The organism is Pseudomonas sp. KH_046_2, from assembly GCF_057838985.1.
The window spans coordinates 1,405,213-1,431,995 of sequence record NZ_CM174480.1 but is presented as its reverse complement, the minus strand read 5'-3'; the positions used below and the strand labels follow the sequence as shown (position 1 = coordinate 1,431,995).

At 59.8% G+C, this 26,783-nt stretch carries 23 protein-coding genes; 11 read left to right on the top strand and 12 right to left on the bottom strand.

Annotated features, from left to right (window positions below; translation table 11 throughout):
* The 6 genes from pcaH to pcaR all read right to left on the bottom strand — a co-directional run bounded on the left by pcaH (position 1) and on the right by pcaR (position 6,073).
* Entirely contained in the window at positions 1 to 705 is a 705-nt protein-coding gene (pcaH, locus tag AC3IX1_RS06435) for a protocatechuate 3,4-dioxygenase subunit beta (protein ID WP_150727601.1), read from the bottom strand.
* A 37-nt stretch (positions 706 to 742) separates the two neighbouring features.
* A complete protein-coding gene (gene pcaF, locus AC3IX1_RS06430; RefSeq protein WP_489387541.1) occupies positions 743 to 1,948 on the bottom strand; it encodes a 3-oxoadipyl-CoA thiolase in 1,206 nt (401 codons plus the stop codon).
* Positions 1,945 to 2,724, bottom strand: coding sequence for a CoA-transferase subunit beta (locus tag AC3IX1_RS06425; RefSeq protein WP_008054172.1), 780 nt, complete (start codon positions 2,722 to 2,724; stop codon positions 1,945 to 1,947). Before AC3IX1_RS06425 ends, pcaF begins: the two co-directional genes overlap by 4 nt.
* Entirely contained in the window at positions 2,724 to 3,581 is an 858-nt protein-coding gene (locus tag AC3IX1_RS06420; RefSeq protein ID WP_489387540.1) for a CoA transferase subunit A, read from the bottom strand. The genes AC3IX1_RS06425 and AC3IX1_RS06420 overlap by 1 nt, the downstream gene beginning before the upstream one ends.
* Positions 3,582 to 3,760: 179 nt before the next feature.
* The gene (pcaK, locus tag AC3IX1_RS06415; RefSeq protein ID WP_046041439.1) at positions 3,761 to 5,107 is read right to left on the bottom strand and encodes a 4-hydroxybenzoate transporter PcaK; all 1,347 of its coding nucleotides are present in this window, start codon (positions 5,105 to 5,107) and stop codon (positions 3,761 to 3,763) included.
* Between the two features lie 123 nt (positions 5,108 to 5,230).
* Positions 5,231 to 6,073, bottom strand: a complete 843-nt coding sequence (gene pcaR, locus AC3IX1_RS06410; protein WP_008054175.1) for a pca regulon transcriptional regulator PcaR — start codon at positions 6,071 to 6,073, stop codon at positions 5,231 to 5,233.
* Between the two features lie 691 nt (positions 6,074 to 6,764).
* Between pcaR and AC3IX1_RS06405 the strand changes: the two genes are divergently transcribed.
* Entirely contained in the window at positions 6,765 to 6,965 is a 201-nt protein-coding gene (locus AC3IX1_RS06405; RefSeq protein ID WP_008054177.1) for a hypothetical protein, read from the top strand.
* 376 nt (positions 6,966 to 7,341) lie between these two features.
* Complete coding sequence (locus AC3IX1_RS06400; protein ID WP_489387539.1) at positions 7,342 to 8,817, top strand: inorganic phosphate transporter; 1,476 nt, start codon at positions 7,342 to 7,344, stop codon at positions 8,815 to 8,817.
* Between the two features lie 273 nt (positions 8,818 to 9,090).
* Here the strand turns inward: AC3IX1_RS06400 and ccoM are convergent, their stop codons facing one another.
* The 3 genes from ccoM to AC3IX1_RS06385 all read right to left on the bottom strand — a co-directional run bounded on the left by ccoM (position 9,091) and on the right by AC3IX1_RS06385 (position 9,947).
* Positions 9,091 to 9,201, bottom strand: a complete 111-nt coding sequence (ccoM, locus tag AC3IX1_RS06395) for a cytochrome c oxidase subunit CcoM (protein ID WP_007976669.1) — start codon at positions 9,199 to 9,201, stop codon at positions 9,091 to 9,093.
* 143 nt (positions 9,202 to 9,344) lie between these two features.
* Positions 9,345 to 9,506, bottom strand: a complete 162-nt coding sequence (locus tag AC3IX1_RS06390; protein ID WP_008016476.1) for a hypothetical protein — start codon at positions 9,504 to 9,506, stop codon at positions 9,345 to 9,347.
* A gap of 99 nt (positions 9,507 to 9,605) precedes the next feature.
* The gene (locus AC3IX1_RS06385; protein WP_489387538.1) at positions 9,606 to 9,947 is read right to left on the bottom strand and encodes an aspartate-semialdehyde dehydrogenase; all 342 of its coding nucleotides are present in this window, start codon (positions 9,945 to 9,947) and stop codon (positions 9,606 to 9,608) included.
* A gap of 216 nt (positions 9,948 to 10,163) precedes the next feature.
* Here AC3IX1_RS06385 and rapA point away from each other — a divergent pair, with 216 nt between their 5' ends.
* The gene (gene rapA, locus AC3IX1_RS06380) at positions 10,164 to 13,010 is read left to right on the top strand and encodes an RNA polymerase-associated protein RapA (RefSeq protein ID WP_008054181.1); all 2,847 of its coding nucleotides are present in this window, start codon (positions 10,164 to 10,166) and stop codon (positions 13,008 to 13,010) included.
* A gap of 182 nt (positions 13,011 to 13,192) precedes the next feature.
* Here rapA and AC3IX1_RS06375 read toward each other — a convergent pair whose 3' ends face one another.
* Complete coding sequence (locus AC3IX1_RS06375) at positions 13,193 to 14,542, bottom strand: spinster family MFS transporter (protein ID WP_489387537.1); 1,350 nt, start codon at positions 14,540 to 14,542, stop codon at positions 13,193 to 13,195.
* Positions 14,543 to 14,809: 267 nt separating this feature from the next.
* Between AC3IX1_RS06375 and AC3IX1_RS06370 the strand changes: the two genes are divergently transcribed.
* Both AC3IX1_RS06370 and AC3IX1_RS06365 read left to right on the top strand, forming a co-directional pair.
* A complete protein-coding gene (locus tag AC3IX1_RS06370; protein WP_489387536.1) occupies positions 14,810 to 15,175 on the top strand; it encodes a YkgJ family cysteine cluster protein in 366 nt (121 codons plus the stop codon).
* 162 nt (positions 15,176 to 15,337) lie between these two features.
* The gene (locus AC3IX1_RS06365; RefSeq protein ID WP_489387535.1) at positions 15,338 to 17,539 is read left to right on the top strand and encodes a putative bifunctional diguanylate cyclase/phosphodiesterase; all 2,202 of its coding nucleotides are present in this window, start codon (positions 15,338 to 15,340) and stop codon (positions 17,537 to 17,539) included.
* Here the strand turns inward: AC3IX1_RS06365 and AC3IX1_RS06360 are convergent.
* Positions 17,496 to 18,392 (bottom strand): NAD(P)-dependent oxidoreductase, encoded by an 897-nt coding sequence (locus tag AC3IX1_RS06360; protein WP_489387534.1) that lies wholly within the window; start codon positions 18,390 to 18,392, stop codon positions 17,496 to 17,498. The genes AC3IX1_RS06365 and AC3IX1_RS06360 overlap by 44 nt on opposite strands.
* A gap of 195 nt (positions 18,393 to 18,587) precedes the next feature.
* Between AC3IX1_RS06360 and AC3IX1_RS06355 the strand changes: the two genes are divergently transcribed.
* The gene (locus tag AC3IX1_RS06355; RefSeq protein WP_489387533.1) at positions 18,588 to 20,783 is read left to right on the top strand and encodes a hypothetical protein; all 2,196 of its coding nucleotides are present in this window, start codon (positions 18,588 to 18,590) and stop codon (positions 20,781 to 20,783) included.
* Positions 20,784 to 21,071: 288 nt separating this feature from the next.
* Here the strand turns inward: AC3IX1_RS06355 and AC3IX1_RS06350 are convergent, their stop codons facing one another.
* Positions 21,072 to 21,377: a DUF2288 domain-containing protein gene (locus AC3IX1_RS06350; RefSeq protein ID WP_489387532.1), complete on the bottom strand. Its 306-nt coding sequence runs from the start codon at positions 21,375 to 21,377 to the stop codon at positions 21,072 to 21,074.
* A 350-nt stretch (positions 21,378 to 21,727) separates the two neighbouring features.
* On the opposite strand from AC3IX1_RS06350, the gene AC3IX1_RS06345 reads away from it, so the two are divergent.
* The 5 genes from AC3IX1_RS06345 (at position 21,728) to AC3IX1_RS06325 (ending at position 26,730) form a co-directional block, all read left to right on the top strand.
* Complete coding sequence (locus AC3IX1_RS06345; protein ID WP_489387531.1) at positions 21,728 to 22,855, top strand: branched-chain amino acid ABC transporter substrate-binding protein; 1,128 nt, start codon at positions 21,728 to 21,730, stop codon at positions 22,853 to 22,855.
* A 232-nt stretch (positions 22,856 to 23,087) separates the two neighbouring features.
* The gene (gene livH / locus AC3IX1_RS06340) at positions 23,088 to 24,011 is read left to right on the top strand and encodes a high-affinity branched-chain amino acid ABC transporter permease LivH (protein WP_150812950.1); all 924 of its coding nucleotides are present in this window, start codon (positions 23,088 to 23,090) and stop codon (positions 24,009 to 24,011) included.
* Positions 24,008 to 25,264, top strand: a complete 1,257-nt coding sequence (locus AC3IX1_RS06335) for a high-affinity branched-chain amino acid ABC transporter permease LivM (protein WP_223444349.1) — start codon at positions 24,008 to 24,010, stop codon at positions 25,262 to 25,264. The genes livH and AC3IX1_RS06335 overlap by 4 nt, the downstream gene beginning before the upstream one ends.
* Entirely contained in the window at positions 25,261 to 26,028 is a 768-nt protein-coding gene (livG, locus tag AC3IX1_RS06330) for a high-affinity branched-chain amino acid ABC transporter ATP-binding protein LivG (RefSeq protein WP_489318651.1), read from the top strand. Before AC3IX1_RS06335 ends, livG begins: the two co-directional genes overlap by 4 nt.
* A complete protein-coding gene (locus AC3IX1_RS06325) occupies positions 26,029 to 26,730 on the top strand; it encodes an ABC transporter ATP-binding protein (RefSeq protein WP_489318650.1) in 702 nt (233 codons plus the stop codon).
* The last annotated feature ends 53 nt before the right edge of the window (positions 26,731 to 26,783 follow it).

The following is a 26,783-nucleotide window of genomic DNA, read 5'->3' as shown; positions in this document are numbered from 1 at the left end:
TTATTTCTCCATCGGCGTGGCGTCGCGGCCGCGCAAAACGATGTCCCAGCGATAACCGAGGGCATAGGAAGGGATGGTTTTTTCCAGATCGAACGTGGCGATCAAGCGCTCTTTGGCGCTGGTATCGGGCACGCAGTTGTAGATCGGGTCGTACGCCAGCAACGGGTCGCCCGGGAAATACATCTGCGTCACCAGGCGCGTCAGGATGCTCGGCCCGAACAGCGAAAAATGGATGTGCGCCGGGCGCCACGCGTTGTGGTGGTTGCCCCATGGATAAGCGCCGGGCTTGATGGTCTGGAACTGATACCAGCCATCGGCGTCGGTCACGGTGCGGCCGGTACCAGTGAAATTCGGGTCCAGCGGAGCGTCGTGCAGGTCGCGGGCATGGGCGTAGCGACCGGCGGCGTTGGCCTGCCAGATCTCCACCAGAATCCCCGGCACCGGCAGACCGTTTTCATCCAGCACGCGGCCATGGATGATGATGCGCTCACCCTGTGGCTGCCCCTCGTGCTGGGCGGTCAGGTCGCTGTCTTTCTCGTTGACGCGCTCGGCGCCGATGGTCGGACCGGTAATTTCCGACAACGAATGGGGCAGGAATACCAACGGCTTCGATGGCGAGCGCAGGTTGGTGGATTGATAGGCCGGGTGCAGGTATTCCGGCTGAGTGCCCGCCTGCGGGCGACGGTAACCAGGCTTGTCAGTCATGAAGCATTCCTCAGTTCTTATAAGTCTTCAGAGCGCGTCAGACGCGCTCGATCGCCAGTGCCAGACCCTGGCCGACACCGACGCACATGGTCGCCAGACCTTTCTTGCCAGCGGTTTTTTCCAGCTGATGCAACGCGGTCAACACCAGCCGCGCGCCGCTCATGCCCAACGGGTGACCCAAGGCAATCGCGCCACCGTTCGGGTTGACCTGGGCCGCGTCGTCCGCGATTCCCAGTTCACGCAGCACCGCCAAACCTTGGCTGGCGAAGGCTTCGTTGAGCTCGATCACGTCGAAATCGCTGACCGCCACACCGAGGCGTTCGATCAGTTTACGCACCGCCGGCACCGGGCCAATGCCCATCACCCGCGGGGCAACACCGGCGCTGGCCATGCCCAGCACTTTGGCGCGGGCAGTCAGGCCGTGTTTCTTCACCGCTTCGGCCGAGGCGAGGATCAACGCGGCGGCGCCGTCGTTCACGCCCGACGCATTACCGGCAGTGACGGTTTTGTCGGGGCCGTTGACCGGTTTCAGTTTGGTCAGGGCTTCCAGGGTGGTATCGGCGCGAGGATGTTCGTCCTGGCTGACCACGGTTTCACCCTTCTTGTGGGCGATCCGCACTTCAACGATTTCTTCGGCGAAGAACCCGGCGGCTTGCGCGGCGGCCGTGCGTTGCTGACTGCGCAGGGCGAACGCGTCCTGATCGGCGCGGGACACCTTGTAATCGTCGGCCACGTTGTCAGCGGTCTGCGGCATCGCGTCCACGCCGTACTGGGCTTTCATCAACGGGTTGATGAAGCGCCAGCCGATGGTGGTGTCTTCGAGCTTCATGTTGCGCGAAAACGCGGCATCGGCCTTGCCCATCACGAACGGCGCACGGGACATCGACTCGACACCACCGGCGATCGCCAGCTCCATCTCGCCGCTGGCGATAGCACGGAACGCGGTGCCGATGGCATCCATGCCCGAAGCGCAGAGGCGGTTGAGGGTCACACCGGGAATGCTTTCCGGAAGGCCGGCCAGTAACAGCGCCATACGCGCAACGTTGCGGTTGTCTTCACCGGCCTGGTTGGCGCAGCCGAGGAACACCTCGTCCACGGCGTTCCAGTCCACTGACGGGTTGCGCTCCATCAAGGCCTTGATCGGCACGGCAGCCAGGTCATCGGCACGCACCGTCGACAGGCCACCGCCGAAACGGCCGATGGGGGTACGAATCGCGTCGCAGATATAAACGTCACGCATCACGCTTCTCCGGGGGCTTGGCCGTGTGCGGCAGCGGTGCGGGCTTCGAGGTCGCGCAGCGCGGTCAGCTCGACTTCAGTCGGCTCGGCAGTTTGCTCGACATGGTCGGCAAAGCGAATCGCCCAACCGGTGGCAGCAACCACTTGCTCACGGGTCACGCCCGGGTGCAATGCGGTGACCACGAATTCGTGGGTGCCCTCCTCCGGTTCCATGATGCACAGGTCGGTGATGATCCCCACCGGACCGGCGCCTGGCAGGCCGAGACGCTTGCGCGAATCGCCGCCCTCGCCGTGGCCGACCGAGGTAATGAAATCGAGTTTATCGACAAAGGAGCGCGACGACTGCTTGAGGATGATCAACACGCTCTTGGCGGAACCGGCAATCTCCGGCGCGCCGCCGGCACCCGGCAGACGGACTTTCGGCGCGTGGTAATCACCCACAACGGTGGTGTTGATGTTGCCGAAACGGTCGACCTGCGCCGCGCCGAGGAAACCGACGTCAATGCGTCCGCCCTGCAGCCAGTAACGGAAAATCTCGCCGGTCGGGACTACGGTGTCGGCGGTTTCCGCCAACTCACCGTCACCGATCGACAGTGGCAATACACTTGGCTTGGCACCGATCGGACCCGATTCATAGATCAGGACGACATCCGGGGAAGAAGTGAGGCGTGCCAGGTTGGCCGCTTTCGACGGCAGGCCGATACCGACGAAGCACACCGAACCGTTCTTCAAGCGGCGAGCGGCGGCGACGGTCATCATTTCATTGGTGGTGTAAGTCATTACTTCGCCTCCGAAGCGGCGGCCAGTTTGGCCTGGAACTCGCTGAAGTCAGCGCTGCCGTGGATGTATTCGTTGATCCACGCGGTGAAGATTTCACGGTCGCGGGCAATCGGGTCCCAGGCCTGGTAGAAGCGGTTGTCGCGCTCGTTGTAGCCGTGGGCGTAGGACGGATGCGCACCGCCAGGCACGTGGCAAACAGCACTCAAGGCCCAGGTTGGCAGTACACAGGAATTCATCGGTGCATTGAGGTCGTCGACGATCTCTTCAACGGTGACGATGCAGCGCTTGGCGGCCAAAGCGGCCTCTTTCTGCACGCCGAGAATGCCCCACAGCAGCACGTTGCCCTTGCGGTCGGCTTTCTGCGCGTGAATCACGGTAATGTCCGGGCGCACCGAAGGCACGGCGGCCAACACTTCGCCAGTGAACGGGCAGGTGACGGATTTGATCAGCGGGTTGACCTTCGGCAAATCGGAACCGGCGTAGGCGCGCAGCACCGCGAATGGCAGGCCGGAAGCACCGGCGACGTAGGCATTGGCCAGGTCGGCGTGGCTGTGTTCTTCGATTTCCAGCGCGTGGGGCCACTGCTTCTCTACGGCGTCACGCAGACGGTGCAGCGAACCTACGCCAGGGTTACCACCCCAGGAGAAAATCAGCTTGCGGGCACAACCGGCACCGATCAACTGGTCGTAGATCAAGTCAGGGGTCATCCGCACCAGGGTCAGGTCTTTCTTGCCCTGGCGAATGATTTCGTGACCCGCCGCCGTCGGGATCAGGTGAGTAAAGCCTTCGAGCGCGACCGTATCGCCGTCGTTTACGAATTGCTTCACCGCGTCGTGCAGCGAAAGGATTTCAGCCATTGGGGCAGGCTCCCGTTTATTGTTAACCGACAGTGGAAGAAGGCGCCGATGCGCAGCGCCGGAATGACTGAAGATTAAGCCCGTGCAAAACGCCAAACAATCCGATAATCGACTAACTGTTCGATTATCGAACGTATTGTTGTCTGACTACCGATCCCCAAAACCTCGCGAGCAGACTGTCAGGTCGCATCCGCATGACTGACCATGCCCTTGATCACCACCGCCGTGGTTGCCAGCGCCGCCGGAATCACCAGCGCCGTCAGCACTTGCTCGAAGTTCCAGCCCAGCCCCAGCAACGTCGCGCCCATCCAGGCACCAAGGATGGCCCCGAAGCGGCCGATGCCGAGCATCCACGACACGCCGGTGGCCCGCCCCTGAGTCGGATAGAACCGGGCTGCCAGTGACGGCATTGCCGATTGCGCACCGTTGACACACATCCCGGCCACCAGCACCAGGGTCGCCAGGATTGTGATGTTGCCCAGGCTCTGCCCTACCGCGTAGGCAAACACCCCGGCCAGCAGGTAGAAAGTGCCGATGACCTTGTGCGGATTGAACCGGTCCATCGCCCAGCCCACGCCCACTGCACTCAGCACGCCACCAAACTGGAACAGCGCGCCGATGAAGGCCGCCTGCTCCATGCTCGCGCCACTGTCACGCATCAGGGTCGGCAGCCAACTGGTCAGCAGGTAAACGATCACCAGGCCCATGAAGTAGGTCAGCCACAGCAGCAAGGTGCCGGTGCTGTAGGTGCCGGAGAAGATCACGGCAAACACATTGCGCGCCTTCACGGTTTTCTGTTCCGGCACGCTGAAGCTGGACGCCTGGGCCACTACCGTCGGATCAATCGGCGCCAGTGCCTTGCGCACTTTGTCCGTACCGCGGTTGCGCACCACCAGATAACGCGCCGACTCCGGCAGCCAGAGCAGCAAGACGACGGCGAGGATCAGCGGCAGAACTCCGCCGATCAGCAGCAGGCTGTGCCAGCCAAAGGCCGGAATGAGCTTGGCCGAGATAAATCCGCCGCCGGCCATGCCGAGGTTGAAACCGCAGAACATGCTGGTCACCAGCAGGGACTTTTTGCGCTCCGGGGTGTACTCCGACAGCAAGGTCGTGGCGTTCGGCATGCCGGCGCCCAGACCCAGGCCGGTCAGGAAGCGCAACACCAGCAACTGATCGACATTGCTGCTGTAGGCCGAGGCCAGACTGAAGGCACCGAACAACAGCACCGCACCGACCAGTACGACTTTTCGCCCGAAGCGGTCAGCCAGAGGGCCGGAGCCCAGTGCGCCGAAAACCATCCCGATTAACGCCGCACTCATCACCGGGCCGAGACTGGCGCGGTCGATACCCCAGTCCTGGGACAGGGCGGGGGCGATGAAACCCATGGCCGCGGTGTCGAGGCCATCGAGGAAGACAATCAGGAAACACAGGATCACCACGCGCCACTGGTAGCGCGAAATGGGTTGGGCATTGATGAAGGACTGCACGTCGAGGCAGTTACCTACAGCAGACTGAGGCTGGTTCATTATTTTTATTCCACGGATCGCAGTCGAACGGTGTCAGCAGATGCTGACGAAGCCGCGACAGTAATGATCCGGAGGAAACAGCGTCAATTCGATAAACGCGACTCTGTGCGTTTATCGAACAGCTTAGGCAAACAGCTGGGCGCTGAGGTCGCGGCTGGCGCTCAACAAACCGGGCAGGAAACGCTGTTCCAGTTCATTGCGGCTGACCCGCCCGGCATGGGTGCTGACGTTTAGGGCCGCAACCACCTGCCCGGAAGCGTCATACACCGGAACGGCAATCGAACGCAGCCCTTGCTCGAGTTCCTGGTCGACGATGCACCAGCCTTGCAGTCGTACTTCTTGCAGGCATTCGAGCAACGCCTCGGGGGTGTGGATCGTGCGGCTGGTCTTGGCCTGCAATTCGGCGTGGTCGAGGTATTCGCCCAGCGACGTGTCATCCAGCGCGGCCAGCAGGATCCGCCCCATCGACGTGCAATAGGCCGGCAAGCGCCCGCCCACCGACAAGTCCACCGAAATCAGCCGCTGCGTGGTCGCGGAGCGGGCGATGTATAGAATGTCATCACCTTCCAGCGTGGCCATGTTGCAGGCCTCGTGCAGTTGCTCGCTCATACGGTCCAGGTAGGGCTGGGCTGACACCGCCAGTGGCGTGGATGACACATAGGCATGGCCGAGTGTCAGCACTTTGGGCAGCAACGAATAGGTGCGGCCGTCGGTGGTGGCGTAGCCGAGCTTGATCAGGGTGTGCAGGCAACGGCGCACGGCGGCGCGGGGAATTTCCGTGCGGTGGCTGATCTGGGCGATGGTCAGGTGCCGCTTGCGTTCCTGGAACGCTTGCACCACGGCCAGGCCACGGGCCAGGGACGTCATGAAATCCGGATCGCCGGTCAGTGCCTGGATCCGTTTGGCAGGCGAGGCAACGATGGGAGGAGCCACTGAAGCGAAGGAATTGCGCATTTGATCGTTCATACAAGGTCCTTTTACCCATTCGGATCAGCGACTATTACAAAGGGCTGGCGCCTGACGCTCAAGCCCGGCCCGCCAACTCCGTGCGATTATCGAACGCTCGACCGATAATCGCAATCCGTCGTGAAAATCTCCCGTTCCGCCAATGCCCGGTTTTTCTCCGACTCTCGCCCCCATGCTTACGTCGACTAGACACAGGACTTAATGGGGCAATCCAATTACCGTAACTTGCCTGACTTAATGGCGTCAGAAAGGCATCGCGGCGATCTGGTATCAGTCGATGCTCTACTTAATGGTAAAGTTGCGAGCAACAAAACCGTCACACACCAAGAACAAACTTTAACTCTTTGGAGATAGTGTTCTTCAAATCGGCCGCTATAATACAATTCAGTAGCGCTTCGGTTTTTTACTTGCCGAACCCGCTGCCCGGCAATGCGATGCTCCATCGCCGTTGCCCGTTGCAAGCGCCAGATCCGCATTGCACAGCCTTGCCAGTGCGCTTGCCGAAACAGGAAACTGAAGCTACGTCAGCTGTTTATCTCTGGTGCCGTGGCCGCCTGTGACATGGAAGTATTGATCACGTTGTTGTCAAAAACGATGCCTTGACGGGCATTGCCCATTCAACGAACGTGATCAAACGATTTGATGCAGCGCGTTTTCACCAGAATTTATCCCAACTCAAACAGGTAGCACTGTGACGAAAGACGAACTGCGCGCGGAACTAGAGCGCCAGGAACAACGTTACAAGGAAGTTTACGGCGGAGAAGTCACCACTTACGCCGCTCAACCCGAACCGGAACGCAAACCCTGGCGTAAACGCGCCACCGTTCAGGATCAGGTTTTCCAGCAGGAAATTCAAAAAATGGAAAAGGAACTCAAAGCCGAAGAGCCGTGACTGCTTCGGCCTGATCCTTACAAGAGCCTGCCTCTGCACCCGTTAAAAGCGGGATGTATTGATGCTGCCTTTCGCGCCCGCTACGAGCGGGCAGCGGCCATCACCGTCGCCGAATCCGGCATATTTCCGGTATCTGACCTATTTCTCAGATATTTCTCACAACCGTTCAAGCCCCTCTTACCGAGCCGTGAAGGTTTTGTGACAGTGTATTTTTTCAATTAAATCAATTACTTAAAAAACGCAGCAAAACCGTGGGTTTTCAGGTGCTGCGGCAAAAAAAATCGTTGAAGAATGTAACCGATGAGCAGCTAGTGCATTGATTAGCAGTCTTTTCTGGCATAATCGCGCCCCCTTATGACCGGGTCAGAAAACCTTCATGATCGATTTATTCAGCGGACTGGATGCTTGGGTGCTTGTGAGCCTCTTGCTCGCCCTGGCCTTTGTCCTCGCCTTCGAGTTCATCAACGGCTTTCATGACACCGCTAACGCGGTGGCGACCGTTATCTACACCAAAGCCATGCCGCCTCATCTGGCGGTGTTCTTCTCCGGTGTGTTCAACTTCCTCGGCGTGCTGCTGGGCGGCGTTGGCGTGGCGTATGCCATCGTTCACCTGCTGCCGGTGGAGCTGCTGATCAATGTGAACACCGGCCATGGTCTGGCGATGGTGTTCTCGTTGCTCGCCGCAGCCATCACCTGGAACCTGGGCACCTGGTACTTCGGTATCCCGGCCTCCAGCTCCCATACGCTGATCGGTTCGATCCTCGGCGTGGGCCTGGCGAACGCCTTGATCAACGAAATACCGTTGGCCGATGGCGTGAACTGGCAGAAGGCGATCGATATCGGCATGTCGCTGGTGTTCTCGCCAATGGCCGGTTTCCTGATCGCCGCGCTGATCCTGATCGGCCTTAAATGGTGGCGTCCACTGTCGAAGATGCACAAGACGCCGGAACAGCGCCGCAAGATCGACGACAAGAAGCACCCGCCGTTCTGGAATCGCCTGGTACTGGTAATCTCGGCCATGGCCGTGAGCTTCGTGCACGGCTCCAACGATGGTCAGAAAGGTATCGGCCTGATCATGCTGGTCCTGATCGGTATCGTGCCGGCCCAGTTCGTCCTCGACCTGAACAGCACGACCTATCAGATCGAGCGGACTCGCGACGCCACGCTGCACCTGAGCCAGTTCTACCAGCGCAATTCTGAAACCCTGGGCGAGTTCCTGGCCCTGGGCAAGAGCGTGGAAGGCGATCTGCCGGAGAAGTTCCGTTGCAACCCGCAACAGACCGAACCGACCATCACCGCCCTGCTCGGCACCCTCAAGGGTGTAGCCGACTACCACTCGCTGCCGTCGGAAAGCCGCATCGAAGTACGTCGCTACCTGCTCTGCCTGGACGACACGGCGAAGAAAGTCAGCAAGCTGCCAACGCTCGCCCCCCGTGAAAAGGCTGACCTGGACAAGCTGCGCAAGGACCTGACCACCACCACCGAATACGCTCCGTTCTGGGTGATCCTGGCAGTTGCACTGGCCTTGGGCCTGGGCACCATGGTCGGCTGGAAACGCGTGGTACTGACCATTGGCGAGAAGATCGGCAAGCAAGGCATGACCTACTCCCAAGGCATGTCGGCGCAGATCACCACCGCCAGCCTGATCGGCATGGCCAACATCTTCAGCCTGCCGGTTTCCACCACCCACGTGCTGTCCTCGGGCGTGGCGGGCACCATGGTCGCCAACAAAAGCGGCCTGCAAAGCGGCACTGTCAGAACCATCCTGCTGGCCTGGGTATTGACCCTGCCAGCCACCGTGGCCCTGTCGGCCGGTTTGTTCTGGCTGGCCTCGAAGGCCCTTGGCAGCTGATAAGCAGTCAAACGAAAAAGGCGCGCTCCGCAAGGAACGCGCCTTTTTTATTGCTGCCATTTACCAAACACTGAAGTTTCCTGTGGGAGCGAGCCTGCTCGCGAAAGCGATATTTCAGTCTGCATTGATGTTGAATGTCACAAAGCATTCGCGAGCAGGCTCGCTCCCACAGTGGCTCTATGCACTCTGGTAGATTTTCAAAGGCAAAAAAAAAGGGCAACCGAAGTTGCCCAAAATGCCTTGCGTGCTCATTACATCCAGAAAGAACTACGGTTATTTCCGCTTGTGCGAATCCTTCCAGATAAAAAGTCCGAATCCTGCAAAAAATACAAACATGAGGCTGACAGTCAGCACTCCGGCGATCACCACGTTGTCGAAAAACATGACGCGTCTCCTGTACCTGCCCTGTTGCGATAGGGCTAAGTTAACCAAACGGGCAGGAGAGAATATTGACCGGGATCAATGTCGCCCGAGACAGGGCAAGAGGAAGGGAGAAGCTTGACCCGCATCAATGAATGCGGGGGAATTCAGCGTTTTTTCGGTTTGTTTTTCGGCTTTTTTTTGGCTTTGCCCAATGGCATGGCCTGCTCGAACGCCTGGCGAACTTCATTGAGCCGCTTGTCATTGAGGTCATGAACACGCTTGGCGCGCTCAGCGTTGAGGTCAATCAGTTTGTCGTCTTGGCTCATGGCGGTCAGTGCATCGCTTGAAATGAGTTTCAGCCACCGTAGCGTTCGGCAACCCTGCACCAATAATGCGGCCTGACGGCCGCGCTGACCAGCCTGCGCTCAAATCTCGATATCGACCCACAGCCCCTGCCGCGGCTGATCTTCCATCAGCGGCGCCACCGGCACGGTGTTGTCGGCATTGAGTTCATCCCCGGGAATCGCCAGGTGAGCCTCGGGATCATTATCAGCCTCGTGGCGACGTCGTTCCTGCTCCTGCTTGCGGCGCTGCTCCTCGCGCAGCACCAACCCGTCCTCGTCGGGATTGCGCTTTTGCAGGTCGATGGTGCTTTCACTGGAGCTTTCCTGCACCGGCACCACCGGTGGAATATCCGGGCGCTGACGGATCGGGTCGGTCTGTGAAGTGATCGGCACGGCACTCAAGGGGAGCATCGGTGGCAGCATGATTTCAGTCTCCTGTCAGCAGGCTGTCGGCTGCGGGGATGGCGACTTGAGCCATCGGTCGCAAACTGTGACCCATTTGGCACTCATTAGTGCACCGGGCGGCACGTCATGCACAGGTGGGCTAACGTATGACTGTGAGTTTTTCTGAGAGTCCTTTGGCCCTGAAGCCCTCATTCCGTTAAGATAGCCCGCTTTTTCAGGTGGGAGTCAGGCAGCATGGCGCAGCAGTATCAACCGGGGCAACGCTGGATCAGTGACAGCGAAGCCGAGCTGGGTTTAGGCACCGTTCTGGCACAGGACGGCCGCTTGTTGACCGTGCTCTATCCGGCCACTGGCGACACTCGCCAGTACGCGCTAAGGAATGCGCCCCTCACCCGTGTGCGGTTTTCGCCCGGTGACTCCATCACTCACTTCGAAGGCTGGAAGCTGACCGTTCGCGAAGTCGACGACGTCGATGGCCTGCTGGTTTACCACGGCCTCAACGGGCAGAACGAAGTGGTCACCCTGCCGGAAACCCAGCTGTCGAACTTCATCCAGTTCCGTCTGGCCAGCGACCGTCTGTTCGCCGGCCAGATCGACCCGCTGGCCTGGTTCTCCCTGCGTTATCACACACTGGAACATACCAGCCGCCAGTTGCAGTCCTCCCTTTGGGGCCTGGGCGGCGTGCGTGCGCAACCGATCGCGCACCAGTTGCACATTGCCCGCGAAGTTGCCGACCGTATCGCGCCACGGGTTCTGCTGGCCGACGAAGTGGGCCTGGGCAAAACCATCGAAGCCGGCCTGGTGATCCATCGCCAATTGCTCTCGGGCCGCGCCAACCGCGTGCTGATCCTGGTTCCGGAAAACCTGCAGCACCAGTGGCTGGTCGAGATGCGCCGCCGCTTTAACCTGCAGGTCGCGCTGTTCGACGAAGAACGCTTCATCGAAAGCGATGCCAGCAACCCGTTCGAAGACACCCAACTTGCACTGGTCGCGCTTGAGTGGCTGGTGGACGACGAGAAAGCCCAGGACGCGCTGTTCGCGGCCGGCTGGGACTTGCTGGTGGTCGACGAAGCTCACCACCTGGTGTGGCACGAAGATCAGGTCAGCCCTGAGTATTCCCTGGTCGAGCAACTTGCCGAGACCATTCCCGGCGTGCTGCTGTTGACCGCGACCCCGGAGCAACTGGGCCAGGACAGCCACTTCGCTCGTCTGCGCCTGCTCGACCCGAACCGTTTCCACGACCTGCAAGCCTTCCGCGCCGAGAGCGAGAACTATCGCCCGGTGGCTGAAGCCGTTCAGGAGTTGCTGGACAAGGGACGCCTGTCGCCGCAAGCCCACAAGACCATCCACGGTTTCCTGGGCAACGAAGGCGAAGCCCTGTTGGCCGCCGTCAACGATGGCGACACTGAAGCCAGCGCCCGTCTGGTGCGCGAGCTGCTCGACCGCCACGGCACCGGCCGCGTGCTGTTCCGTAACACCCGCGCCGCCGTGCAGGGTTTCCCGGAGCGCAAGCTGCACCCGTACCCGCTGCCATGCCCGGACGAATACCTCGAACTGCCATTGGGCGATCACGCCGAGCTGTACCCGGAAGTCAGCTTCCAGGCCCAACCGGACGCCAGCGAAGAAGAACGCTGGTGGAAGTTCGACCCACGCGTCGAGTGGCTGATCGATCAACTGAAGATGCTCAAACGCACCAAAGTACTGGTGATCTGCGCCCACGCCGAAACCGCCATGGACCTGGAAGACGCCCTGCGCGTGCGTTCCGGCATCCCGGCCACGGTGTTCCATGAGGGCATGAACATCCTCGAGCGTGACCGCGCCGCCGCCTACTTCGCCGACGAAGAATTTGGTGCGCAAGTGTTGATCTGCTCGGAAATCGGCAGTGAAGGTCGCAACTTCCAGTTCTCCCATCACCTGGTGCTGTTCGACCTGCCGTCCCACCCGGACCTGCTGGAGCAACGCATCGGTCGTCTGGACCGGATCGGCCAGAAGCACATCATCGAACTGCACGTGCCGTATCTGGAAACCAGCCCGCAAGAGCGCCTGTTCCAGTGGTACCACGAAGCGCTGAACGCATTCCTCAACACCTGCCCGACCGGCAACGCCTTGCAGCACCAGTTCGGCCCGCGCCTGCTGCCACTGCTCGAAGAGGCCGACGATGGCGAGTGGCAAGCGCTGATCGACGAAGCCCGCACCGAGCGTGAGCGTCTGGAGGCCGAGTTGCACACCGGCCGTGACCGTTTGCTGGAGCTGAACTCCGGCGGCGCGGGCGAAGGCGATGCGCTGGTGGAAGATATCCTTGAGCAAGACGACCAGTTCGCGCTGCCGATCTACATGGAAACCCTGTTCGACGCCTTCGGCATCGACAGCGAAGACCATTCGGAAAACGCGCTGATCCTCAAGCCGAGCGAAAAAATGCTCGACGCCAGCTTCCCGCTGGGCGACGACGAAGGCGTGACCATCACATACGACCGTAACCAGGCGCTGTCCCGTGAAGACATGCAGTTCATCACCTGGGAGCACCCGATGGTTCAGGGCGGCATGGACCTGGTGCTGTCCGGTTCCATGGGCAACACCGCCGTGGCGCTGATCAAGAACAAGGCGCTGAAGCCGGGCACCGTGTTGCTGGAACTGTTGTATGTCAGCGAAGTGGTTGCCCCGCGCTCATTGCAACTGGGCCGCTACCTGCCGCCGGCCGCCCTGCGCTGCCTGCTCGACACCAACGGCAACGACCTGTCGGCCCGCGTGTCGTTCGAAACCTTGAACGATCAGCTCGAAAGCGTGCCGCGTGCCAGCGCCAACAAGTTCATCCAGGCCCAGCGTGACCAACTGACGCCACGGATCAACGCCGGTGAAGCGAAGATCCTGCCGCGCCACACTGAACGTGTCGCCGAGGCGCAGCGTCGCCTGGCCGCCGATACCGAGGAAGAACTGGCGCGCCTGACTGCCTTGCAAGCGGTCAACCCGACCGTGCGCGACAGCGAACTGGTGGCCCTGCGCAAACAACGCGAGCAAGGCCTGGCCATGCTCGACAAGGCTGCGCTGCGACTGGAAGCGATTCGGGTGTTGGTGGCGGGTTAATCCCCTGCTCCACTCTGCTTAAAAAAAGGCCCGCAGCGATGCGGGCCTTTTTGTTTACTTCAATTTCAGTAGTGCTGCTGATGGCCTCTTCGCGGGCAAGCCCGCTCCCACAGGGATCTCATATGCGCTGAAAATCTAATGTGGGAGCGGGCTTGCTCCGGGCGGCGTTCCGACGAAGGCGGTTAAGCAGTCACCGCAGATCCTTCAGGCTCAACCACCGCCACCAACCCGTCCTTCATCCGCGTTGCATCGCGCACAAAACACCGCGAAGCCAGGAACAGAAACACCACGGTGAACAACAGCGCCACCGGAATCAGGTACATCGCGTCATGCAGGCCGACCGCTTTAAACGCCTCGGTCATCTGTTGCGCGCCCGCCGCAAGCATCGCCGTGTGGGCGAAGTGATCCGACAAGGCCCCGACCACCACCGGCCCCAGGCCGCCACCCAACAGGTACAGCCCGGCGAAGAACAACGCCATGGCCGTCGCCCGCAACCGCGGCTCGACCACATCCTGAATCGCCGTGTACACGCAGGTATAGAAGTTGTAGGCGAACAGCCAGCCGAGACTGAATACGGCGACGAACACACCGATCTCGATTCGCCCGGAATGCAGCGCCCACGCGGTGCAGACCGTCGAAATCACCAGGCTGAAGGCCGCAAACAACAGCCGTCCGTTGGCAACCCGCTGGTGAATCTTGTCCGCGATCCAGCCACCGAGGGTCAGGCCGACCAACCCGGTCACGCCGACAATAACCCCGGTGGCGACCGCGGCATCCTGCAACGGCATGAGGAAGTAGCGCTGCAGCATCGGCACCAGAAAGGAGTTGCAGGCATAGGTGGCGAAGTTGAAACACAGGCCGGCCATCACCAGCCACAGGAAGGTTGGAACAGCCAGTACCCGACGGATCGGCCGATCGATCTTTTCCTGTGAAACCTGAACGCTCTCGGCGGCGCCGCGCTTCGGCTCCTTGATGAAAAACATGAAGATCGCCAGGAACAACCCGGGCACCGCCGCGATGAAGAACGGCGCGCGCCAGCTATCGAAGGCCTTGACCATCCAGCCAATGGTGAAGAACGCCAGCAACAGCCCCAATGGCAGCCCCAGCATGAAGATCCCCATGGCCCGCGCCCGGCGGTGAGCCGGAAACAAGTCGCCGATCAGCGAGTTGGCGGCCGGCGCGTAGCTGGCTTCGCCGATGCCGATGCCCATGCGCACGATGAGGAAACTCCAGAAACTGCCCACCATGCCGTTGACCGCCGTCAGCCCGCTCCACACCGCCAGCCCCCAGCCCATCAGCTTGCTGCGCGAGCCGGTATCGGCCATGCGCCCCAGCGGCAAGCCGGCAATGGCGTAGACGATGGTGAATGCCGTCCCGATGATCCCCAACTGGAAATCACTGAGGTGCCATTCCATGCGAATGGGTTCGATGATGATGGCCGGGATGGTGCGGTCGAAAAAATTGAACAGGTTGGCCAGGAACAACAGGAACAGGATGCGCCAGGCATTGGCCGCTTGGGTCGAGTTCTGCATGGGTCCGTCTCTTTTATTGTTTTTGGGGCGTCACTGCCCCCGGACTTTGCAATCTAGACACGCCGGCCGCACCTGTCTTTCATTATTCGTCAGGCTGATATCAACCCATGGGACGCAACCTGTAGGAGCTTTCACAGGGCGGGTATTTCGCAGCCCGTCCGGCCGATGAAAAATACCTTTGAGCCCCCCTTCCCAAGCCGTTGGCGAAGCCTAGAATAGCGGCCTTGTTTCCCCCCTGCGTCTCCACTCCTCCTTAGATAATCGCCCATGTCCGAAGCCAGTCCGTGTCTGAATTGCGGTGCCTGCTGTTCTCATTTTCGCGTGTCATTTTTCTGGGGTGAATGCGCCTCGTCCGGGGGGACGGTACCCGATGAGCTTGTCGAGCAGATCAGCCCCAGTCGGGTCGCGATGCTCGGCACAGGCTGCAAACCCGTGCGCTGCACCAGCCTGGTGGGAGACGTGGGCAGTACGGTGCAATGCTCGATTTACGACAAACGCTCGAGCACCTGTCGGGAGTTCGAGGCTTCGTGGGTCGATGGTCTGGCCAATGCCGATTGCGACGCGGCCCGTGCCGCTTTCGGCTTGCCGGCCCTGCAACCCGCGTTCGAGACGCCTCAGAAGCAAATCGCCTGAGGATTAGCACTAATCGCTATTAGGCTAATGTAAAAATGATTGGCACCAATGTGCCACTACGGCTTGCGCTCCATCCACGCCCTCTATACTCCATGACATTCGCCGGCGCTCATTGCACCGGCCTGAGGGATAACGACGGGGCATGCTATGGAGTGGCTTGGTTTGCATTTCATTACCGAGCTACCAGAGAGCGGGCAGGTCATACTCAATTGCACACATGACCCTTTTCTGGTGCTGCTGGCTTATCTGGTCGCCTGTGTCGGCTGTTTCGCGACACTGGACATGGCCGAGCGGGTTGCTCACGCTGAAAAATCCGCGTCCAAGACGCTCTGGCGCTGGGTGGGCAGCGGATGCCTGGCCGGCGGTATCTGGGCCATGCACTTCGTTGGGATGCTGGCTTTCCAGGCGCCTGTCGATCTTCACTACCAACTGCCTGTCACGCTGTTCTCGCTGACCATCGCGCTGCTCGCCGCGTGGCTGGCAATGCATACCCTCAGCCTCCCTGACTTGAGTTTGCAGCGGTGTCTAATGGCATCGATCGGGATCGGCCTGGGCATCACGACCATGCATTACGTGGGCATGACGGCCATGCACTCCAATGCCTCGGTCTATTACCATCCGGGCCTGTTCGCCCTTTCCATCGCACTCGCGATCGGTGCCGCGCTGGCCGCCTTGTTGCTGGCATGGTATCTGCGCGACGGCGCCGGCATGCTGCATCAGCTCTTCAAATACTGCGCCAGCCTGCTGCTCGGAGCGGGCATCCTCAGTATGCACCTCACGGCCATGGCCGCCTTCAACCTGGTGCTGCCCAGCGACAGCCTGCCGGCGCAATCCGGCGAACACAGCCACCTGCAACTGGCACTGACCGTGACCGTCATCGCCCTGCTGATCATCGGCAGCAGCATCAGCGCGGCACTTGCGGACAAGAAGCTGCAACGCAAGGACCACGACCTGCAACGGGTCAACTCCCTGCTCAGCCAACTGGACCAGGCGCGCATGTCGCTGCAACAGGTGGCGCACTACGACGCGCTGACCAACCTGATCAATCGCCGCGGGTTCAACCAGATATTCGCCGAAAAGCTCATCGAGAAAACCAGCGAAGGCGGGATGCTGGCGGTCCTGTTCCTGGACATCGACCATTTCAAGCGGATCAACGACAGCCTTGGCCACGATGCCGGTGACGAACTGCTCAAAGTGCTTGCCGGGCACATCAAGAGCTCGATTCGCAGCCACGAGGATGTGGTCGCGCGCTTCGGTGGCGACGAGTTCTGCCTGCTCATTGACCTGCGTGATCGTGAAGAAGCGCGGCATATGGCCCAACGCATCATGCTGAAGATGAAGGAGCCCATCGAGCTGGCCGGCAGGCGCATGGTCATGACCACCAGTATCGGCATCAGCCTGTTTCCGGAAGACGGCAAGACCTGTGAGGAACTGTTGAAGAACGCCGACCTGGCGCTGTATCAGTCCAAGGGCAGCGGCCGCAACGGGCTGAACTTTTTCAGCGCCAACCTGAAAACCCGCGCCACACTCGAGCTGCAACTGGAAGAAGAGTTGCGCCACGCCCTGCGTGAAGACATCGGCCTGATGCTCTATTACCAACCCATCTATGACCTCAAGACCGGTCAGGTCAGCAAGCTCGAAGCCCTGATTCGCTGGCAACACCCGGTCCACGGTCTGCTTGTACCGGATCGTTTTATCGCCATCGCCGAGGCCAATGGCCTGATCGCCGAACTGGACAACTGGGTGCTGCGCAAGGCCTGCGAGGACTTGGGCGAGTTGTCGTGCCAAGGCTGTGAAGACCTGAAGATCGCCGTGAACTGCTCGCCACTGAACCTGGCGCGCGAAGAACTGGCCGATGAAATCGAGTACGCATTGCGAGTCTCCGGTGTGGAGCCCCACCGGCTGGAACTGGAAGTCACCGAAAACGCCTTGATGGGCAATATCGCCAACACCCTGGTGCTGCTGCGGCAGATACGCGCCCTCGGCGTTTCGCTGTCGATCGATGACTTCGGCACCGGCTACTCATCCCTGGCCTACCTCAAGCGCTTGCCGCTCAACACGCTGAAAATCGACCGTTCGTTCATCCAGGACATCCCCAAGGCGACCCAGGACATGGAAATTGTCCAGGCGATCATCGTCATGGCCCATACCCTGCACCTGCAAGTAGTCACCGAAGGGGTCGAAACCTTCGAGCAATACCAATTCCTGGAAAACCACGGCTGTGACTTCGTTCAGGGCTATCTGCTGAGCCGGCCGGTGCCACTGGCCGAGTTGCTTCCGGTGCTGCATGAAATCAACCAGCGCAAGCACGCCTACACCGTCACGACGCTGAGTCTGGCTCACGGTACATCTGCACTAATGTAGACGGGTCTTTTTCCAGGAAACCCTGACTCCCATGCAGGCGCATCAACTGCGCGGCCAGACCGCTGATCGGTGTCGCCGAGCCTTGTTCACGGGAAAACTTCACCGCTGTATCCAGATCCTTGAGCAACGTGCGCACGTGCCACTTGACCGGCTCGAAACGGTTTTCCGCCATCTGCGGGGCCAGGATCTGCAAAGGTTTCGAATCGGCAAAGCCGCCGGCCAGCGCTTGGGCGATCAGGCTGGCATCGACCCCGGAACGTTCCGCCAGCGCGACCACTTCGGCAATCACCAATGCATTGCAGGCAACGATCATCTGATTGCACGCCTTGGTCACCTGCCCTGCCCCGACGCCGCCCATGTGCGTCACACGCTGACCCAGGTTCAACAGCACAGGCCGGACCCGCTCCAGATTCTGTACTTCACCGCCGACCATGATTGCCAGGCTTCCAGCCTCGGCACCGACCACGCCACCGGACACCGGCGTGTCGAGCCAGCCCATGCCGGTTTTAGCGGCGAGTTCTGCGGCCATTTTCCGCGTGGCGTTGGGCTCCAGGCTGGAGAAATCCACCAGCAGCTGGCCGTTTTTGGCGCCATCCACAATGCCTGCCGGACCAAACACGACCTCGCGTACGACCGACGTATCCGCCAGGCACAGCATCACCACGTCAGCGTGCTGGCACAGTTCCGCCGGGCTGGCGACCTGGCGTGCGCCCGCCTCCACCAGCGGCTTGCACTTCTGCGGATTGCGATTCCATACCGCCAGCGGATAACCCGCAGCCAGCAGGCGCCGGCACATTGGCAGCCCCATCAGGCCGATCCCGGCAAAACCTAGCGAAGGTAGCGTTGACATCATTTTGCCTCTTCTTGATTAAAGATCACCGAATACTGGCCGATTCATCATGACTCAGGAAAGGATTCACCCCGAGCGATGCTCAGGCTAAAGACCAAGGCATGGTCCAGGTACGCGCTGAAAAAAGACGCGATTGTATTCCGTGACGGTTCGACACAGTAAGTCGGCCAACCAATCAGCCCAGGTAGATGGCGAACAATGACTTCTAAAAACAACCCGGCCACTGCGGTAACCGATCTGACGCTGAGCCCCGCGGCCAACAGCCCGTCATCCCCGAAGCCATTGATTCAATCGCGCCCGTTGGCGACCCAGCAATACCTCTACTTCACCGAAACCAACACCGACCGCATCCTCGACAACCTCGACGGCCTGCGCGACATGGTGTTCCCGCGCGCACCGCACCTGGAAGGCGACAGCGAACAGCACAGCGATCAGGAATTCCCGTCAGTGTGCCTGATCGGGCTGGGCCGCTGCGGCTCGAACATTGCGCTGGACGTGGCGGAGCTGGTGTACAACGCCCGCAAGTTCTACCTCAACGAATTCAACAACGAAGATCGCCTGTCGCCGGACAAGCGTTTTGCCGAAAAGGGCTACAGCCCGGCCCAGTGGATCCGCAACAACCTGCGCCTGGGCCAGAACAAAAACACCAAGCCGGTGTTTCTGGTCGAGCCGCTGGTGATGCTCGGTGACCTGGACAAGGACATCGCCGGCCGCATCCGCTTCTCGCGCAAGGGCGAAAAAAGCGGCTTCCTGCGCGACTACAGCAAGATGAAAATCATGGACCTGTCGGAAGTCCACGCCGGTGGCGCCGGTAACGCGCCGATCCTCGGCCAGTACCTGGCCAAGATCATCCTGAACAAGGACACCCAGCGCTTCTCCAGCCCTGACTGGAAAATGATTCACTCGTACCTGATCGACAGCTGCGGCATCAAGGCCAACCAGTCGCGCCTGTATTTCTCGATCTTCAGTGCCGGCGGCGGTACCGGTTCGGGCATGGCTTCGGAATTCGGCCTGGCCCAGCAGCACTCGTACATGAACAAGACGTTCGACACCAAACCGATGGACGAGCACGACAGCAAGAGCGGCCACTCCTTCGTCTTCGAACCGATTTTCACCAGTGGCATCTGTGTACTGCCGAACATTTCCGATCATCGCAGTGAAATGTCCGAGGCCCTGCACATCAATGCCGGTCGCCTGCTGTGCAAATACCTGTCGGAAGAGTGGGACTTCTCCTACAACTTCGCCAACGAAGACAGCAGCGAAGCCAGCGTCATGGGCCGCATCCGCCCATGGAACGCGATGATGCTGATCTCCAACGACATCATGCGCTACGCCGAAGAGAACGATGACGGCAATATCCAGAACATTGATGTCAATGCCATGGAAAAGCATGCCAACCAGTACATCTCGCAGCAGATCTTCAACATCCTGACGGCGCAGGCGGTCACGACTGACTACGACCAGAACTATTTCCGTCGCGCCGGCATCGACATCGGCGAAACCATCCGCCTGGACGCCAACGACCTGTTCATGAGCCTGGCCGGCCCGGTGGCGATTGCCTACGCCGAGTCCGTGGTGCCGGAAACCCCGGCGCCGAGCAGCGACAAATTCAAGGTGTTCGAGAAAGAGCCGCAGCGCCTGAACATCGACGATCTGTTCTTCCGTTCGATCGACCTGCCGCACTTCAACAAGGTCACCCAGGCCATCGAGGGCATCAGCCTGTTGCCGATCGAGTCCAAGCGCTATCGCGCGTCGCTGGAGCAGTACAAGAACTCGGGGTACGACGCAGCGGCCCTGCATGACCTGCACTTCTTCAAGAATTGCTCGTCGGTGGTGTCGATCGTTTCCTTGCCGAAGGACTACAAGCTGTCCTACATGGATTTGAACCGGTTGAAGACTCACCTCAACAGCCTGTTTCCCAACACCACGCTCAAGCGCTACGCGCTGGTGATCGGTGCTTCGGCCAACCTGTCGCTGACCACCCTGATCGCCAAGAGCCCGTGCCTGTCGGACGATTTCCTGACGCTGATCGTGGCCTTCATCAAGCGCTGCTTCGCGAAAAACCCGTACCGCTTCGACGAGACCCTGGACAACTCGATCCTGGACTTCATCATCAACGAACAGTTCGATGAAGACCGGATCGACGAGTTGCTCAACGAATTCGAGAACCCGGCGAAGATCCTCGATACCAACTGGTACGCGATCAAGCCGATGTACGAGAAGAAGTACCGTGAACTGATCAACGACAAGGACAAGTTCGTCTCGATCAACGACATCCGCCTGTCCCGCGATTGCGTAAAGAAAGCCATCAAGTACCTGCGCGAGATCTACCGTCACCGCATCGGCAAGACCAAGGTTATTTCGTTGAATAACCATACGGGCAGGACGGCTTAACAAGACGCGAAAACTCGTCGCCGCCATCGCGAGCAGGCTCGCTCCCACATTGGATCTTCAGTGCATATGAGATCCCTGTGGGAGCGAGCCTGCTCGCGAAGGCGGCCTTGAATTCACTGCAAATCAACATCTAGAAACAATTGAGCAGACGTTCAGTTGCCCTCCCAACTGTTCCCGTTACGTTTACGTCACCGTGAAGCTGTGGCCTTTCTCTACGGCAACATGCCATCACGCTACTCGGCTACACACTTTTCCCCCTGAAAGAAGCGCACCAATCAGGTGCAACCTTTAAGCCTGCACCCTTTCCTGGATCAGAATCCACGGCGAAACAACCACGGCCCACAGCTGCGGATCACGCTCAAAAAGATCCAGCGCCCGCGTTTCAGACAGCTTGCCGAGCTTGTCGGCGGCCAGCCAGGCAGCCACTTTCTCCCCTTCATCCTGGGCCACGGCCTCGGCGGCGGCGATCAGATCCAGGCCAGGATCGACCCACAATAGGGCACCCTTGGCGAAGAACGGCTCCAGCTCTTTCCAGGTAATAGATGCGGTTTCACCAAGCAGCTTGGCATAGAGGGTGCTAGGTTCTTGATTCATGGGACTGTCCGGAAAAGAAATCGACGCAGATGATAACGTCGGTGGACTGGCAGAAAAACCCGGATGCAATTGAGTGACCGAAATGAAAAGCGCAGGAAAGCCAGGGAATGCACTGAATCCGGCTATAAGCCCCTCAACACCCCGCCGCAATTCTGTCTTTTACTTTCAATAAAGCGACACCTGCAGGTTTTGTCCCCCGGAGCCGCCTTCCCAGGCTGACAATCGGCGCTCTACACTGTACCGGTACAGTTGCCGAGGGACTTTTCCGGGGAATGTCGCAGATATCTGACCCGGTTCTGCTGCTTTCGGCGCCAGGACTATAAAAACTACAACAGTAAGAGTGGAGCACTATGACTAAGGCTACTAAGCAGATTTCCAAACTGTTTGCCGCTATGGTTCTGGCCGGGGTTGCCAGCCATTCGTTCGCAGCTGACACCATCAAGATCGGCATCGCCGGCCCTAAAACCGGCCCTGTAGCCCAATACGGCGACATGCAGTTCAGTGGCGCCAAAATGGCCATCGAGCAAATCAACGCCAAGGGCGGCGTAGACGGCAAGAAACTCGTAGCCGTTGAATACGATGACGCCTGTGATCCGAAACAAGCTGTGGCAGTCGCGAACAAAGTCGTCAACGACGGCGTCAAGTTCGTGGTCGGTCACCTGTGCTCCAGCTCCACTCAACCGGCTTCGGACATCTACGAAGACGAAGGCGTGATCATGATCACCCCGGCTGCCACCAGCCCGGACATCACCGCCCGTGGTTACAAAATGGTGTTCCGCACCATCGGCCTGGACAGCGCCCAGGGCCCTGCCGCCGGTAACTACATTGCCGATTTCGTAAAACCGAAAATCGTTGCCGTCCTGCACGACAAACAGCAATACGGTGAAGGCATCGCCAGCGCCGTGAAGAAAACCCTGGAAGGCAAAGGCGTCAAGGTTGCCGTGTTCGAAGGCATCAACGCCGGCGACAAGGACTTCTCGTCGATGATCGCCAAGCTCAAGCAAGCCAACGTCGACTTCGTCTACTACGGCGGCTACCACCCGGAGCTGGGTCTGATCCTGCGTCAATCCCAGGAAAAAGGCCTGAAAGCCAAGTTCATGGGTCCGGAAGGCGTGGGTAACGACTCCATTTCGCAGATCGCCAAGGACGCTTCCGAAGGCCTGCTGGTGACCCTGCCGAAATCCTTCGACCAGGATCCGGCCAACGTTGCCCTGGCTGATGCGTTCAAAGCCAAGAAAGAAGATCCAAGCGGTCCGTTCGTGTTCCCGGCCTACTCGGCTGTGACCGTGATCGCCGACGGCATCAAGGCTGCCAAGTCCGAGGACACTGCCAAAGTGGCTGAAACCATCCACGCTGGCACCTTCAAGACGCCTACCGGCGACCTGAGCTTCGACGAGAAAGGCGACCTGAAAGACTTCAAATTCGTGGTTTACGAGTGGCACTTCGGCAAACCTAAAACTGAAGCCAAGCCTCAGTAAGGCGTTGCCTGACTGACTGCCAACAAAGCCCACGGCGTGCCGTGGGCTTTGTTTTACGAACGTATTGGGCCGCGCTGGCGTGATCCGCCAGTCTCCCCACCTGAAAATCTCAAAACCGTCATCAGCGGTTCGCTGGCAAACCCCGAATTCGAAGTGGATGCAGATCCACGGGGCTCGGGCGGGAAAATGACTCCACCAGTGAAATGCGTATCAGGTTTTTAGGAGCGCTGTAATGCCTGACATCTATCACTTCTTCCAACAGCTGGTTAATGGCCTGACCATTGGCAGCACGTATGCCCTGATCGCCATCGGCTATACGATGGTTTACGGCATCATTGGAATGATCAACTTCGCCCACGGCGAGGTATACATGATTGGCTCCTACGTGGCGTTCATCGCCATCGCCGGGCTGGCCATGCTGGGACTCGACAGTGTTCCGCTGTTGATGACCGCCGCTTTCCTGGCGACCATAGTCGTCACCAGTGCCTACGGTTACAGCATCGAACGGATCGCCTACCGCCCCCTGCGCGGCAGCAACCGTCTGATCCCGCTGATTTCCGCCATCGGCATGTCGATCTTCCTGCAGAACACTGTTCTGCTGGCGCAAGACTCCAAGGACAAATCCATCTCCAACCTGATTCCGGGCAACTTTGCCTTTGGGCCAGGTGGTGCACATGAAGTGCTGATTTCCTACATGCAAATCGTGGTGTTCGTGGTGACCTTTGTCGCCATGCTCGGCCTGACGCTGTTCATCTCCCGTTCTCGCCTGGGTCGCGCCTGCCGCGCCTGTGCCGAAGACATCAAGATGGCCAACCTGCTGGGTATCAACACCAACAACATCATCGCACTGACCTTCGTCATCGGTGCGGCGCTGGCAGCGATTGCCGCCGTCCTGCTGAGCATGCAGTACGGCGTGATCAACCCGAACGCCGGTTTCCTCGTCGGCCTCAAGGCCTTCACCGCAGCAGTACTGGGCGGTATCGGCAGCATTCCGGGCGCCATGCTCGGCGGGCTGGTACTTGGCGTGGCGGAAGCCTTTGGTGCCGATATCTTCGGCGACCAGTACAAGGACGTCGTGGCGTTCGGTCTGCTGGTTTTGGTGCTGTTGTTCCGGCCAACCGGCCTGCTGGGCCGTCCGGAGGTTGAGAAGGTATGACTAGGAATCTTAAACAGGCGCTGTTCAGCGCTTTGCTGGTGTGGGCCGTGGCCTACCCGGTACTCGGTCTGAAGCTGACCATCGTCGGCATCAACCTCGAAGTTCATGGCACCAGCGACGCCACCCTGATCACCATCGCGGTGTGCTCGGTACTGATGTTCCTTCGGGTATTGTTCGACCAGCAGATCAGCTCGGCCTGGCGTTCTTCGCCAAGCATGCCGCTGATGCCGGCCAAGGCCAGTAACTTCCTGACCCTGCCGACCACTCAGCGCTGGATCATCATCGCGCTGATCGCCGGTGCCCTGGTCTGGCCGTTCTTCGGCTCTCGCGGTGCGGTGGATATCGCCACGCTGGTGCTGATCTACGTGATGCTCGGCCTCGGCCTGAACATCGTGGTCGGCCTGGCCGGTCTGCTCGACCTCGGTTACGTCGGCTTCTATGCCGTCGGCGCCTACAGTTATGCCCTGCTGTCGCATTACTACGGCCTGAGCTTCTGGATCTGCCTGCCGATCGCCGGGATGATGGCGGCCACTTTCGGCTTCCTGCTCGGTTTCCCGGTACTGCGCCTGCGCGGTGACTACCTGGCGATCGTGACCCTGGGCTTCGGTGAAATCATCCGTCTGTTCCTGCGTAACCTGACCGACATCACCGGCGGCCCGAACGGCATCAGCAACATCGAGAAGCCGACGTTCTTCGGCCTGACCTTCGAACGTAAAGCCGCTGAAGGCCTGCAGACGTTCCACGAGTACTTCGGCCTGGAATACAACTCGATCAACAAGGTGATTTTCCTTTACCTGGTCGCATTGTTCCTTGCGCTGTTCGCACTGTTCGTCATCAATCGCTTGCTGCGCATGCCCCTGGGTCGTGCCTGGGAAGCGCTGCGTGAAGATGAAATCGCCTGCCGTGCGTTGGGTCTGAACCCGACGATCATCAAGCTTTCAGCCTTCACCCTGGGCGCCTGCTTCGCCGGTTTCGCCGGCAGCTTCTTCGCCGCGCGTCAGGGCCTGGTGACACCGGAGTCCTTCACCTTCATCGAGTCGGCGACCATTCTCGCCATCGTCGTGTTGGGCGGCATGGGCTCGCAATTGGGCGTGGTGCTCGCAGCCACCGTGATGATCCTGTTGCCGGAAATGATGCGTGAGTTCAGTGAGTACCGCATGTTGATGTTCGGCGCCTTGATGGTGCTGATGATGATCTGGCGTCCTCAAGGTCTGCTGCCCATGCAACGCCCTCACATGGAGCTGCGCAAATGAGCCGCGAGATCCTGAAAGTAGAAAATTTGAGCATGCGCTTCGGCGGCTTGCTGGCGGTCAACGGCGTGGCCTTGAGCGTGAAGGAAAAACAGGTCGTGGCACTGATCGGCCCCAACGGCGCCGGCAAGACCACCGTGTTCAACTGCCTGACCGGCTTCTACAAGCCGAGCGGCGGCAGCATCCTGCTCGATGGCGAATCGATCGAGGGCCTGCCCGGCCACAAGATCGCCCTCAAGGGCGTGGTGCGTACCTTCCAGAACGTGCGGTTGTTCAAGGACATGACGGCGGTCGAGAACCTCTTGATCGCCCAGCACCGTCACCTGAACACCAACTTCCTGGCCGGTCTGTTCAAGACCCCGGCGTTCCGCAAAAGCGAACGCGAGGCCATGGAATACGCCGAGTACTGGCTGGAAAAGGTTCACCTCAAGGAGTTCGCCAACCGCCCGGCCGGCACCCTGGCCTATGGTCAGCAACGCCGCCTGGAAATCGCGCGCTGCATGATGACCCGTCCGCGGATCCTCATGCTCGACGAACCGGCCGCCGGCCTGAACCCGAAGGAAACCGAGGACCTCAAGGCGCTGATCAGCGTGCTGCGTGAAGAGCACAACGTCACCGTGCTGTTGATCGAACACGACATGAAACTGGTCATGAGCATTTCCGACCACATCGTCGTGATCAACCAGGGCACGCCCCTGGCCAACGGCACGCCGGAACAGATCCGCGACAATCCTGAAGTGATCAAAGCCTACCTGGGGGAAGCGTAAATGCTGCAGTTCGAAAACGTTTCCACCTTCTACGGCAAGATTCAGGCCCTGCACAGCGTCAACGTCGAAGTCCGTCAGGGCGAGATCGTGACCCTGATCGGTGCCAACGGTGCCGGCAAGTCGACCCTGCTGATGACCCTGTGCGGTTCGCCACGCGCCCACAGCGGCAGCATCCGCTACATGGGTGAGGAACTGGTCGGCCAGGAATCCTCGCAGATCATGCGCAAGAGCATTGCCGTAGTGCCGGAAGGTCGTCGGGTGTTTTCCCGCCTGACTGTGGAAGAAAACCTCTCCATGGGTGGTTTCTTCACCGCCAAGGGCGATTATCAGGAACAAATGGACAAGGTTCTCGGACTTTTCCCACGCCTGAAAGAGCGCTTCGACCAGCGCGGCGGCACCATGTCCGGCGGCGAACAGCAAATGCTCGCCATCGGCCGTGCGTTGATGAGCAAGCCCAAGCTGTTGCTGCTCGACGAGCCTTCCCTGGGCCTGGCACCGATCATCATCCAGCAGATCTTCGACATTATCGAACAGCTGCGCAAGGATGGTGTGACGGTGTTCCTGGTCGAGCAGAACGCCAACCAGGCGCTGAAGATCGCTGACCGTGCCTACGTTCTGGAGAACGGCCGGGTGGTGATGCAAGGCACCGGTGAAGCACTGCTGACCGACCCGAAAGTGCGCGAAGCGTACCTCGGCGGTTGATCCATTGCGGTAAACAAAAAACGGCCTTCGCAGGCCGTTTTTTTATACCTGGC

What these genes read in the sequence shown, in the direction of transcription:
- pcaH (WP_150727601.1), bottom strand. Translation starts at nt 705, where the DNA reads ATGACTGACAAGCCTGGTTACCGTCGCCCGCAGGCGGGCACTCAGCCG.
- AC3IX1_RS06425 (WP_008054172.1), bottom strand. Translation starts at nt 2,724, where the DNA reads ATGACTTACACCACCAATGAAATGATGACCGTCGCCGCCGCTCGCCGC.
- AC3IX1_RS06420 (WP_489387540.1), bottom strand. Translation starts at nt 3,581, where the DNA reads ATGGCTGAAATCCTTTCGCTGCACGACGCGGTGAAGCAATTCGTAAAC.
- pcaK (WP_046041439.1), bottom strand. Translation starts at nt 5,107, where the DNA reads ATGAACCAGCCTCAGTCTGCTGTAGGTAACTGCCTCGACGTGCAGTCC.
- pcaR (WP_008054175.1), bottom strand. Translation starts at nt 6,073, where the DNA reads ATGAACGATCAAATGCGCAATTCCTTCGCTTCAGTGGCTCCTCCCATC.
- AC3IX1_RS06400 (WP_489387539.1), top strand. Translation starts at nt 7,342, where the DNA reads ATGATCGATTTATTCAGCGGACTGGATGCTTGGGTGCTTGTGAGCCTC.
- ccoM (WP_007976669.1), bottom strand. Translation starts at nt 9,201, where the DNA reads ATGTTTTTCGACAACGTGGTGATCGCCGGAGTGCTGACTGTCAGCCTC.
- AC3IX1_RS06390 (WP_008016476.1), bottom strand. Translation starts at nt 9,506, where the DNA reads ATGAGCCAAGACGACAAACTGATTGACCTCAACGCTGAGCGCGCCAAG.
- AC3IX1_RS06385 (WP_489387538.1), bottom strand. Translation starts at nt 9,947, where the DNA reads ATGCTGCCACCGATGCTCCCCTTGAGTGCCGTGCCGATCACTTCACAG.
- rapA (WP_008054181.1), top strand. Translation starts at nt 10,164, where the DNA reads ATGGCGCAGCAGTATCAACCGGGGCAACGCTGGATCAGTGACAGCGAA.
- AC3IX1_RS06375 (WP_489387537.1), bottom strand. Translation starts at nt 14,542, where the DNA reads ATGCAGAACTCGACCCAAGCGGCCAATGCCTGGCGCATCCTGTTCCTG.
- AC3IX1_RS06370 (WP_489387536.1), top strand. Translation starts at nt 14,810, where the DNA reads ATGTCCGAAGCCAGTCCGTGTCTGAATTGCGGTGCCTGCTGTTCTCAT.
- AC3IX1_RS06360 (WP_489387534.1), bottom strand. Translation starts at nt 18,392, where the DNA reads ATGATGTCAACGCTACCTTCGCTAGGTTTTGCCGGGATCGGCCTGATG.
- AC3IX1_RS06355 (WP_489387533.1), top strand. Translation starts at nt 18,588, where the DNA reads ATGACTTCTAAAAACAACCCGGCCACTGCGGTAACCGATCTGACGCTG.
- AC3IX1_RS06350 (WP_489387532.1), bottom strand. Translation starts at nt 21,377, where the DNA reads ATGAATCAAGAACCTAGCACCCTCTATGCCAAGCTGCTTGGTGAAACC.
- AC3IX1_RS06345 (WP_489387531.1), top strand. Translation starts at nt 21,728, where the DNA reads ATGACTAAGGCTACTAAGCAGATTTCCAAACTGTTTGCCGCTATGGTT.
- livH (WP_150812950.1), top strand. Translation starts at nt 23,088, where the DNA reads ATGCCTGACATCTATCACTTCTTCCAACAGCTGGTTAATGGCCTGACC.
- AC3IX1_RS06335 (WP_223444349.1), top strand. Translation starts at nt 24,008, where the DNA reads ATGACTAGGAATCTTAAACAGGCGCTGTTCAGCGCTTTGCTGGTGTGG.
- livG (WP_489318651.1), top strand. Translation starts at nt 25,261, where the DNA reads ATGAGCCGCGAGATCCTGAAAGTAGAAAATTTGAGCATGCGCTTCGGC.
- AC3IX1_RS06325 (WP_489318650.1), top strand. Translation starts at nt 26,029, where the DNA reads ATGCTGCAGTTCGAAAACGTTTCCACCTTCTACGGCAAGATTCAGGCC.